Source organism: Neobacillus citreus, from assembly GCF_018343545.2.
Lineage (GTDB): Bacteria > Bacillota > Bacilli > Bacillales > Cytobacillaceae > Neobacillus > Neobacillus citreus.
Genome location: NZ_JAGYPE020000016.1, coordinates 60329 through 73453 on the forward strand (window position 1 = coordinate 60329; position 13125 = coordinate 73453).

12 protein-coding genes are annotated in these 13125 nt (G+C 43.1%); 5 read left to right on the top strand and 7 right to left on the bottom strand.

The features are described 5' to 3' along the window. Positions 1-13: 13 nt before the first annotated feature. Together KHB02_RS11265 and KHB02_RS11270 are read left to right on the top strand one after the other, a co-directional pair. Positions 14-1207, top strand: a complete 1194-nt coding sequence (locus tag KHB02_RS11265; RefSeq protein WP_213147607.1) for a Ger(x)C family spore germination protein — start codon at positions 14-16, stop codon at positions 1205-1207. Between the two features lie 43 nt (positions 1208-1250). Next, positions 1251-2339 (top strand): GerAB/ArcD/ProY family transporter, encoded by a 1089-nt coding sequence (locus KHB02_RS11270; protein ID WP_213147608.1) that lies wholly within the window; start codon positions 1251-1253, stop codon positions 2337-2339. Between the two features lie 51 nt (positions 2340-2390). Here KHB02_RS11270 and KHB02_RS11275 read toward each other — a convergent pair whose 3' ends face one another. The 5 genes from KHB02_RS11275 to KHB02_RS11295 all read right to left on the bottom strand — a co-directional run bounded on the left by KHB02_RS11275 (position 2391) and on the right by KHB02_RS11295 (position 8867). Beyond that, positions 2391-3170, bottom strand: coding sequence for an SDR family NAD(P)-dependent oxidoreductase (locus KHB02_RS11275; RefSeq protein ID WP_213147609.1), 780 nt, complete (start codon positions 3168-3170; stop codon positions 2391-2393). Positions 3171-3561: 391 nt separating this feature from the next. Beyond that, entirely contained in the window at positions 3562-4098 is a 537-nt protein-coding gene (locus tag KHB02_RS11280; protein WP_213147610.1) for a response regulator, read from the bottom strand. Positions 4099-4168: 70 nt separating this feature from the next. Then, complete coding sequence (gene desA / locus KHB02_RS11285; protein ID WP_213147611.1) at positions 4169-5200, bottom strand: Delta(5) desaturase DesA; 1032 nt, start codon at positions 5198-5200, stop codon at positions 4169-4171. 144 nt (positions 5201-5344) lie between these two features. Then, positions 5345-6586 carry a beta-ketoacyl-ACP synthase II gene (gene fabF, locus KHB02_RS11290; RefSeq protein ID WP_213147612.1) on the bottom strand — a complete coding sequence of 414 codons (1242 nt, stop codon included), beginning with the start codon at positions 6584-6586 and terminating at the stop codon, positions 5345-5347. A gap of 91 nt (positions 6587-6677) precedes the next feature. Continuing rightward, a complete protein-coding gene (locus KHB02_RS11295; RefSeq protein ID WP_213147613.1) occupies positions 6678-8867 on the bottom strand; it encodes an alpha-galactosidase in 2190 nt (729 codons plus the stop codon). 420 nt (positions 8868-9287) lie between these two features. Here KHB02_RS11295 and KHB02_RS11300 point away from each other — a divergent pair, with 420 nt between their 5' ends. Further along, the gene (locus KHB02_RS11300) at positions 9288-9824 is read left to right on the top strand and encodes a hypothetical protein (RefSeq protein ID WP_213147614.1); all 537 of its coding nucleotides are present in this window, start codon (positions 9288-9290) and stop codon (positions 9822-9824) included. Positions 9825-9994: 170 nt separating this feature from the next. Next, on the top strand, positions 9995-11077 hold the full coding sequence (locus KHB02_RS11305; RefSeq protein WP_213147615.1) for a branched-chain amino acid aminotransferase: 1083 nt from the start codon (positions 9995-9997) through the stop codon (positions 11075-11077). Between the two features lie 63 nt (positions 11078-11140). On the opposite strand, the gene KHB02_RS11310 is transcribed toward KHB02_RS11305, so the two are convergent. Both KHB02_RS11310 and KHB02_RS11315 read right to left on the bottom strand, forming a co-directional pair. Next, positions 11141-11512, bottom strand: a complete 372-nt coding sequence (locus KHB02_RS11310) for a hypothetical protein (protein WP_213147616.1) — start codon at positions 11510-11512, stop codon at positions 11141-11143. Positions 11513-11617: 105 nt separating this feature from the next. Then, positions 11618-12070 (bottom strand): nucleoside deaminase, encoded by a 453-nt coding sequence (locus KHB02_RS11315; protein ID WP_213147617.1) that lies wholly within the window; start codon positions 12068-12070, stop codon positions 11618-11620. A 237-nt stretch (positions 12071-12307) separates the two neighbouring features. On the opposite strand from KHB02_RS11315, the gene KHB02_RS11320 reads away from it, so the two are divergent. Then, positions 12308-12898 carry a guanylate kinase gene (locus KHB02_RS11320; RefSeq protein ID WP_213147618.1) on the top strand — a complete coding sequence of 197 codons (591 nt, stop codon included), beginning with the start codon at positions 12308-12310 and terminating at the stop codon, positions 12896-12898. Positions 12899-13125: the final 227 nt, after the last annotated feature.

Below are 13125 nucleotides of genomic sequence, written 5' to 3' on the forward strand. Positions count from 1 at the left end.
TTGGAGGAATAAAATGGAACGAAAAACCCTTATACTCATACTTTTCAGTTCTATCCTCCTTTCTGGCTGCTGGAACAAACGGGAATTAAATGAACTGTCCATTGTATTAGGATTGGGGGTTGATAAAGAGCAGGACCAATACGTTTTGACTGCCCAAGTTGTCAATCCAAGTGAAATTGCCTCCAAGAAAGGCGGCAGCGGCAAAGCGCCAGTGGTCGTATATCAAACCAAGGGAGACACCTTATTAGAAGCAGCAAGGAAAGTTACAACAGCAGCCCCAAGAAAGCTTTATTTTGCGCACCTACGAATCCTGGTCTTCGGAGAGAAATCGGCAAAGGAAGGGATTGGTGGTACCATTGACGCTCTTTTAAGGGAACCGGAAGTACGAAATGATTTTTACATAACAGTAGCCAAGAATGCGAAAGCAGCAGATGTTTTAAAAGTATTAACCCCGCTAGAAAAAATTCCAGCTAATAATTTGTTTAACTCTCTCGAGGCATCAGCGAAATCTTGGGCGCCAACCGAAGGTGTTACATTAGATAAACTTGTTAATAAAATGGTAAGTGATGGAATTAGCCCTATTCTAACCGGTGTTGAAATACATGGAAATGTAAATGAGGGGGTAAATCTTAAGAATACCGAACGGACGAAACCGAAAACAACCTTGGACTATAAAGGAACGGCAATTTTTAAACAGGATAAGCTGATTGGATGGTTAAATGAAAAGGAAAGTAGAGATGTTAATTATGTCTTAGGAAAAGTGAAGAGCAGTGTAGGATATGTAAGATGCCCGCAGGGTGGAAAAGCCGTCATTGAGGTAATGGGCGCAAAATCCAAACTTGCTGCAAAAATGATAAAGGGGAAGCCTCAAGGATCAGTAAGGGTCAAAGTGCGAGGAAATGTCGGAGAAGTTGAATGCAAAGGATTAGATTTAACAAACCCCAAATCTATTTCTTATTTAGAAAGAGTATCTGAAATATCCCTTAAAGAAAAAATGAAATTGACGATAGAGCACGTTCAAAAAAATTATAAAATTGATATTTTCGGTTTCGGGGAAGCACTTTATCGCTCAGAACCCGATGCGTGGAAGAAATATAAAAAGGATTGGGACCAGACATTTTCCGAAATGCCTGTTACCGTTAAGGTTGATGTGTCCATCCGGCAAACCGGCACTATCAGCAATTCTCCTCTTAATAATATGAAATAGGTCTTAAAGGATGTTACCCCTTTGAGAAAGGTGAGGAACATACATGCTTGAAAAGGGTAAAATATCACCTCATCAATTTACCATAATGATTGTTTTATTTATAGTCGGCGGCAGTGTTTTGTATGTCCCATCAGGACTTATCCATACTGCAAAACAAGATGCTTGGTTAGCTAGTATTCTTGTCGTTGGGCTCGCACTTTTACTCGTGTTAATGTTTAATGCACTGGGAAGCCGTTTTCCAAATATGAACTTTGCTCAATATTGCGAAGAGTTATTAGGAAAATGGCTTGGAAAATTCGTTTCCCTTTTATATTTCTTTTATTTTTTCCTTAGTACTGCTACTTTTGTACGGCAGTTCGGTGATTTTGTTATTATCCAGCTTCTCCGAGAGACACCTATTCTGGCAATTCATATTCTACTCATAGTCATTATGACCATGGCTGTACGTTACGGCCTGGAGCCCTTTTCTCGTGCGATAGAAATTTTCTTTCCATTTATTTTTTTACTTTTTGTTTTGTTTACCATTTCAATCTTTCCGATGATTCAATTTCAGCATCTCCAGCCAGTATTGGACAATGGATTAAAACCTATAATGAGTACAGCAGTGAAAGCCCTTGGAACCCCTTATTTGCAATTGGTATTATTTTTAATGGTCTTCCCTGCTGTAAACCGGACAAAACCCGCTAAAAAGTCATTTTTGCTTGGGACAGTAATCGGGGGAAGTGTGTTAACGCTTGTCACTTTAATGAGCATTTTATGCTTCGGGTCGAATTTTTCTGAAAACCAGCAATTCGTAACCTATGTCCTAGCACTCAATATCAATATCGGCGGCTTTTGGCAGCGTATTGAAGCGGTTATGGCGTTCATCTGGTTCGTTACCATTTATATTAAAATCACAGTTTATTTCTATGGATCTGTTTTATGCATGGGCCAAATTTTAAAACTAAAGGAATATAAATCCTTAACTTTTCCTCTAGGTTTAATCACGCTATTTCTCTCTCTTATTATCAATAAGAATATTGTTGAATCCGACCAACAAGCTGAATGGTGGACAGCTTTTTCGCTCCCTTTTGGACTTTTTATCCCTTTATTGTTACTCGTAGTAAGTAAAGTTAGAAAAAGGGGTAATTAACAAGAGGCACCTAATCCGAATTCTGGTTTAGGTGCCTTTTCCTTTTTCCGATTATAACGTTCCAGCCAGTCCTCCGTCGATATTCATCGCAACCCCTGAAACATATGAGGCGGCATCAGAGACAAGGAAGGCAATCACTTTCGCTGCTTCTTCCGTATTACCGATGCGGCCTAGTGGAATTTGCCGGTCTTTCCTTGAAAACTCTTCCCATGATAGATCTGGCGCTTGGTTTTTCCACATTTTTTCGATTTGTTCACTGCGAATCAGACCAATACAAACAGTATTGACACGGATATTATCCTTGCCTAGGTCTTTACTCATTGCTTTTGTTAGAGCCATCCCTGCTGCCCTGCTGACGGATGTTGGCAATGAAGAAGCGGGCGGCGTTTTCCCAAGGATGGCTGTCACATTGACGATCGCCCCGCCTCCTGCCTGGCGCAAATATGGTACAGCATAACGGGAACAATGAATCGCCCCGAATAGCTTTAAATCAAGATCCTGCCTCCAAAGCTCCGTTTCCACTTTTTCGAATGGGTGGGCTTGTGACGTACCGGCATTGTTCACCAAAATATCCAGCCGCCCATATTTTTCAACAGCTGCTTGGACCAGTTTCTGACAATCCTCTTCTTTCGTAACATCCGCCACAACGTACAGTACTTCTTTTTCGGTCTTTTCAAAAATAAAGGCAGCCGCCTCTTGTAAACGGTCCTCGTTTCTGGCACAAATCGTGACTTCTGCCCCTTCTCCCACTAAATAAAGTGCAGTTTCCAATCCGATCCCTTTGCTCGCCCCCGTAATGATGGCCGATTTCCCTTTTAAACCTAATTCCATGGTAGTGATCCCCTTTCTAATCCACTTTTTTTCCTTCCCCTTAATGATACAGAAAAAATGAACAAGTTGGTATTTTGGGGCTCTAGGCTCCTACAACGGTATTTGTCGAACTGAAGATGATATATCAAAGCAGTTTTTTGCATAAATATATACCCATTACCATTTTCCTGTAGAAAGGGGGAATTTTTTTGATGGATGTCTGCATTTCTTGCGGAATGGAATTATCAATCATGGAGCGCAACAGGGCCGAATGCTGGGAGTGCAGGGATAAGAAGACGACTGAGGTTTACGCCGAAGAGGAAGATTAGTTGTGAAGTCATGTGACTAAGCCTAAAGACTCGCAGCCAAAAATCAAGAGACACCTACCAATTCGGCAGGTGTCTCTTACTGTTTATCCAGCGGTTAATTTCATTTTTTCTATGATTGCTGAAAAGTAGTTCCGGACCGTTCCCTTTTTGTTTGATGGCTGATATGGGGGGTCTGTGATTGGACTACCATCGAGACAGTCTGACTCCTCTGTTTCTAGCCTAGTATCGGGTTCATCCTTTAGCTCGGGAGCGTAAATCCGCTCTCCCCTCATGATGCTGCGGATCGAACCTGCCAGCTCTTCACTCGGGCTGTCCTTCAATAAATAGCCTGTTACACCCGCCTTAAGAGCACGCTGCCAGTAACCTGCTCTTGCAAAAGTTGTTAGAATGATGACCTTACAGCCCGCCGACATTAAAGCTTCAGCAACTTCAAGGCCACTCTTCCCAGGCATCTCTACATCCATAATACAAATATCCGGCTTTAAGCGGTGCACGAGTGTCAGTGCTTCTTCCCCGTTGCCGGCCTGCCCTGCCACTTCCATGTCCTCTTCCAGGTTAAGCAGGGAACCAATGACTCCTAACAGCATTTCCTGATCCTCTAAGATGACGATTCGAATCATATCAGTTCTCTCCTTATCTGGATTAAAATAGAGACTCCCCGGAATGTTAGGGGAGTCTGTATTGATAGAGCTATACTTCAGGTTTGGTCTGTATGGAAACCCTGCTTTTCGCTATTGATTTAATGTCTTTAAAGCTTACAAAATCCTTCTTTTCCTCATCCCATAAGCGGAACTTTAGTGACTTTAAGCTTGTAGCCAGCGTAATGGTTGGAACATTTTGCAAAGGAAGCGTATTATTGTGCGCCTCTTCTAATTTATAGTTTGGTACCCTTGGGTTTAAATGGTGGACGTGATGGAAACCGATATTTCCTGTCAGCCATTGCAGAAGCTTCGGCAGTTTATAGAACGAACTTCCTTCCACGGCAGCCTTTACATACTCCCATTCCTTGTCTTCCTCAAAATAAGAATCCTCGAACGTATGCTGTACGTAAAACAACCAAATGCCTGCTGCCCCAGAAATCATGAAAATTGTACCTTGTACAATTAGAAATGCCTGCCAACCAATCGCCCAGCAAAGCAGCCCTGCTAACGCCAGGATCAGAACATTCGTCAGATAGGTGTTATTGCGTTCCTTTTGTTTGGCGCCTCTATGGTTAAATCTATTTTTTAACAAGAATTGATAAATTGGCCCCAATCCAAACAAAACGAATGGATTGCGATATAAACGATAGCCTAAACGAAGTCTGAACGATGCTGCCTTATATTCTTCTACTGTCAGCGTCCAAATATCGCCTGTCCCCCGCTTGTCGAGGTTTCCGCTTGTTGCGTGGTGAACCGCATGATCATGCCCCCACTGGTCAAACGGGAATAACGTCAATACCCCCATAAATGTCCCCACGACTCGATTAGCACGTCGGCTTTTCAAGAAGGAATAATGGGTGCAATCATGAAAAATAATGAACATCCTGACCAAAAATCCTGCCGCCAGAATAGCTGGTACCAGTGTCAGCCAATAGGAGACTGACAAGCTTTGATAAGCAAGGAACCATAATATTAGAAATGGCACGACTGTATTGATCATTTGCATTACACTTTGCTTTGTGGTGGTTTGTTCAAAAGATGCAACTTGTTTTCGTAATTGTTTCGTGTTCTCTAAGGTCATTTTTCAAATTCCCTTCTTTATATGTCGTTAAACTAAGTATAGGAGATTGAAAATGATCTTGTTAGTAGCATGTGTCATGGACTAGATATGACAAATGTCATGAAAAGGCGAATTTTTGGCTAAATATGTAGAAAAATCCGCTATTTATTTATTATATTTTTTAAAAATCAATGTTGCATTATGGCCGCCGAATCCGAAGGAGTTGGATAGGACGACATGAACATCCTTCTCTTTCGCTGTATTTGGAACATAATCTAAATCTAGACCTTCATCTGGTGTTTCGTAATTAATGGTTGGCGGGATGATCCCTTCCTTGATGGAGAGCAGCGAAAAAATAGCCTCAATCGCACCCGTTGCCCCGAGCATATGTCCCGTCATCGATTTAGTTGAGCTTACAGATAAGTTGTTGGCATGGCCGCCAAATACCTCTTTGATGGCCATCGTTTCATACAAGTCATTATAATAAGTGGACGTGCCGTGGGCATTGATATAGTCCACTTGTTCAGGTGAGATTCCGGCGTCCTCCAAGGCTGCTTTCATCGCACGCTGGGCGCCCTCTCCATCTGGTGCCGGTGTTGTGATATGATGGGCGTCGCCTGAAGCCCCATACCCGGCAATTTCTCCATAGATGCGGGCACCGCGGGCTAGTGCATGTTCTAATTCTTCCAATATCACGATACCGGCGCCTTCCCCGATCACAAAGCCATCACGATTCTTATCGAAAGGCCGGCTAGCTGTATTCGGATCTGGATTTTTCGAAAGGGCGGTCATATTAGAGAATCCGGCAACCGTCATTTCTGTGATGGTGGCTTCCGTTCCTCCGGCGATCATCATTTCGGCATCGCCTTTTTGAATCACGCGGAAAGCATCGCCGATGGAATTGGCACCGGATGCACATGCTGTTACGGAGCAGTTGTTCATTCCTTTCGCTCCGAGTTCGATGGACACCTGTCCTGCCGCCATGTCCGGGATAAACATTGGAATCGTAAACGGATTGACCCTTCTCTGGCCTTTTTCTATAAATTTCTTATGCTGTTCCTCGAACTCGCCTAAACCGCCGATTCCTGAACCAATCCATACGCCAACCCGTTCAGGATAAATATCCGTACCGATTTGAATGCCTGCATCCGCTGCAGCCATTTTGCTCGCAGCAATCGCAAATTGACTGTAACGCCCCATTCTCCTCGCTTCTTTTTTATCCATATAGTTTTCCGGAGCGAAGTCTTTTACCTCCGCTGCGATTTTGACATCTACTTTTTCTGTATCAAACAGGGTGGCCGGACCGATGCCTGAAATGCCGTTTTTAATCTTATCCCATGTCGTCAGGGCGTCATTACCGAGAGGGGTAACCGCTCCAATACCCGTAATCACTACTCTTCTTTTCAACTTACTAACCCCCACTTGTTTATTCACTTAATTCATTGAAAATTTCTCATTCCTTCTATTTTACCTAATTTGGAGTGGTTCGCCTAATATTTCAATTTTCCGCCTGAATTTCGAATATCTCTGAGAAAAAATCAGTTTTTACAAGCGGCAAGGTTACTCCTATCTTCATCAGTTCATCCCCATAAAAGACCGTTTCCCCGTTGTTAAGCCGATATTTTTGTTTCGGATGTAATCCCCGTAACAGAAGACGACGGAAGGGCGGATTCGGGGTTGCCAGTGTTTGATAGTAAAAAACAGCCGCTTGCTTCTGATTGTCCGCGACGTACATCCAGGCCGTTTCCAGTCCCTCGAAGGGGCTGAGAAGCCTATACAAATCACCAAAGCTAATCAGACCTTGGATTTTACGATAGAGCTGGATTCCCTTTTGTACCGCCAGTTTTTCTTCCGTGCTCAGCTTGTCGACATTTAATTCAAAACCTAAGTTTGCGGCCATCGCCACAGACAATCTCATTTGAATGGGTGTTATTCGTCCGACTTGGTGGTTTGGCACATCTGAAACATGAGCGCCCATGGTGATGACCGGATAAACGATGCTTGTTCCATATTGGATTTTCAGCCTCTCCACTGCGTCTGTGTTATCACTTGTCCAGGTTTGCGGCATGTAATACAGCATGCCCGGGTCGAAACGGCCGCCCCCGCCCGAGCAGCTTTCGAATAAAATGTGCGGAAAGCGTTCGGTTAATTTTTCTAATATTTGATACAAGCCGAGCATGTAACGATGAGCAGTTTCCTTTTGCCGTTCAGGCGGCAGGACAGCGGATCCAATCTCGGTCATATTTCGGTTCATGTCCCATTTTACATAGGAAATCGGCGCACTGTGGAAAAGGTTTGTAAGTGTTTCAACGAGCCAATCGCATACTTCCTGCCGGGATAAATCGAGAATCAGCTGGTTACGAGACAGCGTCCTGTTCCGTCCTCGAACATGCAGACACCAATCGGGGTGCTTCCGGTACAAATCGCTGTCAGGCGAGACCATTTCCGGCTCGACCCACAGCCCAAACTTCATCCCTTTCGTTTGCACGTAGTCCCCCAAGCCCTTTAACCCATGGGGCAGCTTTTTCTGATTGACAGTCCAGTCCCCTAGCGAGCTTTTATCATTGTCGCGGTGCCCAAACCAGCCGTCATCAAGTACAAACAGCTCGATTTTAAGCTCTGCCGCTGCATCCGTCAGTTCCTTTAAATTTCTTTCGGAAAAATGAAAACGGGTGGCTTCCCAGTTATTGATGAGAACTGGGCGTAATTTGTCGCGATAGGTTCCACGGCACACCCTGGCTCGCAATAGTTTGTGAAAGGTTCGCGACATTCCACCAAGACCTGCCGATGAATAAACCATGATGGCCTCCGGGGTTTGAAATGTTCCCCCAGGCTTTAACCGCCAAATGAAATCAAACGGATTGATTCCTATCGATAGCCTCGTTGTTTCGTACGGGGCGACTTCAATAGACGCTTCAAAATTACCGCTATACACGAGACTAACCCCATAGACCTCTCCATGTTCTTCGTTGGCATCCTTTGAAAGCAGTGCGAGAAAAGGGTTATGCTGGTGGCTGCTGGCGCCTCTCGAAGAGGAAATCGATTGAACCCCATGATGGAGCGGCTCCCGTTCGAGATAGCGCTCCCTTGCCCATGTTCCGTGAAGATGGAGCCAGTCCCAATCAGAATGGTGAAAGTCCAAGGACATGCTCATACATTTGTGTATTTCCACCGCCTGGGTTCCGAGGTGCTCGAAGGAAGCCGATCTGGTGATCACATCAAGGTCCCTGTAAATAGTGTAAAAGAGGTTAATCCCTATCCCCAGCTTAGAATCAACCATCGTAATGACCAAGGTTTCCGCTTCGGAATCATCCTCGACATAGGCAAAAGGCAGCCCTACTAGGGATGGCTTTCCTTTTAAGATTTCATGTGAATCATAAACAAACTCGGTAATCGTGGAACCGTCACTGGTGCGCAGCTGATAGGCCGGGCACCTAAAATCACCGTTGCCGTACGCCGGATACTCTTGGGGAAGAGTGTCCAGGGAAAATTGTTTGCTTGTTGGTTCCGTTGTTGGCGAAAAGGTTCTGCCTTTAAAGGAAAGGATCGAAGCAGGCTGCAATGTGTGAACCCGCTTACCCCAGTACAAATGGGCAGGATATTTTCTATGTACAATTTGAAGCAAATAACTTGTCCGTTCATTAAATAAATGAAAGATCCCATCCTCTTCATTCCACTCGATTGGCACGACAATCCTCTCCCTTTATTTATCGTCTTATTTCATCCTATTTTATTTGAATGTGAAAAATCACTAGGATGAGAGCAAAAGGTTGAAAGGTTTTTGTCGTGTTTTCGTAGAACAATTTTTTAAGCCCTTATTTAAAAGATTGTTGCTTTCCGAATAAGGAATAACTTATTGCCTCTCTGTAAGCGATAGAACACTTGGTAAAATAACTTGTCCGGTCGCATATAGCCTTTTATGCACCCCAACGCATGTAAAAACCAGCGGTTCGGTCTTATAGGAGCAAAAGTAACAATATTAACGAAAACAGCAATTTTTTAAAAATAATTGAATATATTTATTTCATATTTTTTCCAATAATTTTTTTGATGTATAACACGCTTTTTTAGAAGGCAATCTGAACGATCATGACAAAGAGGTGAAAGAATGAAGGTTAATAGGTTTCGTTTCCATGCTCTGTTATTGTTCATCGGCGGGCTTGTTTGGGTAATAGTCGGCACTCGTCTGGCTCTTAGCCCCCCTGGCAACCCAGCTTTGGATATCTACCGGGATTCAAAAGGTTCGATGCCGCTGCTCAGTATAGGAATGCTGTTTATTACAAGTGGAATGGTGATTTTTTACCGGGAGCTTTTCCTTCATAAAGGCCTTGCGAAATTCGCCTTTATCCTCATTCAATCTGGAAGCGTCCTTTATTTTATCGGGCATTCACTAAGACAGTTCTTGAATGGTGCGTGGGAACCGGCAGCACCTGTCGGTTTCATTATGTTAATTATAGGAATGTTTCTGTTCGGCCTTAGAAGTATAAAGGTAAAATCACTGCCTGTGCCAATCAGTTATTCCATATTAATAAGTTCACTATGCCTGCTCTTCTTTAATGACCAATTCTTCACTGCATGGATGTCAGTACCATTTGGGCTCATTTGGATTGCCATTGGTGGAGCGCTATTTTTTAAGCCTCTTTGAACGCAATTTGCCAGCACCATTTTTGCACATTAACGGACCATAAGGTGTAAAAATTAATTTAAAGCGTTAAAGTGCCATTGAATACCAAGTTTTCCATACTCAAATTATTGTGTTTTTTCAGAAAAAGTCGTAGTCTCTATATATAAGAGATTTCGAGATGAGGTGCGAAGATGACACAAGAGATTACATTTATTCAACGAGAACAATTAAAGGCTAAGCCTGATCCCGCTTCGCTTGGATTTGGGAAGTATTTTACGGATTACATGTTTGTAATGGATTATCATACAGATAACGGCTGGCATAATGCCCGGATTGTACCTTATGGACCATTAACACTTGATCCATCATCCATGGTATTCCATTACGGGCAAGCGATTTTTGAAGGAATGAAGGCCTATAAAACACCAGATGGCGAGGTGCAGCTTTTCCGTCCGGATAAAAACATGAAGCGTCTGAACGACTCCTGTGACAGGCTTTGTATTCCGCAAATTGATGGGGAGTTCTTATTAAAAGCGATTAAACAATTGGTTACAGTTGAAAAAGACTGGGTTCCGGAAGGCGCCGGACAATCGCTTTACATTCGCCCATTCATTTATGCATCGGAAGCAGGTCTTGGGGTACATCCTGCCCATCAATATACATTGCTGGTCATCATGTCTCCGTCTGGTGCCTATTATGGGGATCAATTAAATCCTGTTAACATCTATGTTGAAGAGCATTATGTCCGCGCAGTTCTTGGCGGGGTTGGACACGTGAAGACTTCTGGCAATTACGCAGCAAGCCTGAAAGCACAGGAAAAGGCCGAAGCGAACGGCTACGCACAAATTCTCTGGCTCGATGCGAAAGAAAACAAGTATGTTGAAGAAGTCGGCAGCATGAACATCTTCTTCAAAATTAATGGTGAAGTCGTTACACCTAAGTTAAATGGAAGCATTTTACCAGGGGTAACTCGTGATTCGGTTATTCAGATTTTAAAACATTGGGGAGAACCTGTCCGCGAGGAGAGAATCTCCATTGAAGAGGTTTTTGCGGCATATGAGCGCGGAGAACTGGAAGAAGTTTTCGGAGCTGGAACTGCAGCCGTTATCTCACCTGTTGGCGAATTAACATGGAACGGCAAAACGATCGTCATTAACGATCGAAAAATCGGGCAAACATCCCAACGCCTCTATGATGGCATCACAGGCATTCAACTTGGCAAACTTGAGGATCCGTTTAACTGGACCGTTAAAGTGAGTGCTGTAGAAGTTTAAAGCAATAAAGGGCCTGCCTCCCGCCGCGTTATGAGATAACGCACTGGGAGGCAGGCCCCTTTTTTATGTTACAGACAATTCTTTTATTTTTTCTATCCAATCCTTAAAGCTTCCAAATTCATTGGCATCGAATCCAAAGTGTTCCTTTATGATTTGGATGGTTTCGTTTTCTTTTTCTTGAAAAACCCCATCTGAATAAATCAGTTGTAAGAGTTCTGCTAAAACGATATTTTTGGAGCGTTCAGTTTTGAAAGTTTTTAGAATGTCTTCGATTGCGAGTCCTTCGTGTTTGTAATCCTTCAGCCCCATTTCCTTTTGAAACTTGCTAAGGATGGAACTTTCAAATATCGACAAATTTCCATCAATATTGGCAATCATCGCCGCAAGTTCAAGAAATGCCCTTTTCTCCTCAGGCTGAAGTTCTGCTAGAAACATTTATTACATACATCTCCTTGTAATCGTATATATTTATATACGTAACATGTCTATAAAAGTTTCATTTTAATCTTATGCTCGTAAACCGTACCGTACTTTGTATTTTCAAAACTGTTTTTTCCAAAGCTCCATTGGGCTTTCTTGTCCTTCCTCTAAAGGCATTTGGATAATTTGCAAGGACCTTTCGGACCGAGATTTTTTCAAATCCTCGTAAATGGATTTTGATTTTCCCAAACCCACTTCAGCGGCGTCCTCTACCGACGCACAATAATAGACTTTTTCAACTCCGGCAAAGTACATGGCTGTCAAGCACATCGCGCAAGGCTCACCGCTGGCGTAAACTACACACTCCGATAAATCATTCGTTTGAAATTGTTCTTGGGCACGGCGGATGGCTAGCAACTCTGCATGGCCGCTGATATCAAACCTTTTATGGAGCTCATTTACACCTTCTGATACTATTGTATTATTTTTGACAAGTACTGCCCCAAACGGCTGCCCGCCTTCTGCGACATTTTGAAGTGCGAGCTCTACAGCCCGTTTCATGAAGTTGTCCATTTTATACTTCCTTTCGTTTTAGCATTTTTCCATTTTAAACTATTTATCAAAAGGAATCATTCTCGTAGTTCCCCTTATTTGAAAAGACGTCCGAAATACCTAGATTTTTTCCCCTCCCAATCCACACATTCCCATATCATTATCATTTTGCTATAATGATAGTATACCCTACCCACATCCAGAAAAATTTCCTCCAGATAAAAGGGTTATCTTATAAAAATAAAAGGAGGTACCTCGATGTATCAGATCAAAGGGAAAGAAAAAATTTTCGTTTACACAGGTCCTGATGGTTCCGGACGAAAAACTATTGCGAAAAATGTCGCTACCGCATTTGACATGGAAACTGTTCTCTCTTACACCACTCGTTCCCCACGGCATTATGAAAAAGACGGCGAAGATTACCACTTTATAACTGAAGAAACCTTCAAAAACATGCAAGCCCAACAAGAATTTCTCGAAAGCGTCGAGATTGATGGAATCCATTATGGGATTCGTGAACAAGATGTTGTGGAGGCCTTTAAAAACCATGATTTCGTTTATTTGACCTTAAATCCTGAAGGCGCTGAAAAGCTTAAAAAAGTGTATGGAGATCATGTTGTACGAATTTTTGTTTACGCGGACCGTGATACCGTCATCGATAGACATAAGAAGCGCCAGGATAGCGAGGAAGTCATTGAACGGCATATGAGCCATTATAACGAAACAATGAGCTATAAAGGCAGCTGTGAACATGCATTTGAAAACTTCGATTCCCCGCAGGTCTCTTACCAAGTAAGCGAGCTAATCGAATCCTACCTGGACAGAAATCTCACAGTAACGGATTACTAAACTACTTAAAAGGGGCTTGCCTCGCATTAACCCAGAAAATTGGCAAAACGAAAGGCGAACAGTACACACGGGACTGTTCGCCTTTATTTTATACTGGTTGCGAGATGGGTAGGAGATTTAAACGAACATAACGACCGATGTTCAGGTTTCATGGCCGGGACCTGGAGTTATGAACCTTTCATAACCACTCTAGCTTGGATTCGATGACTGCTCGGGCGTTATGAACC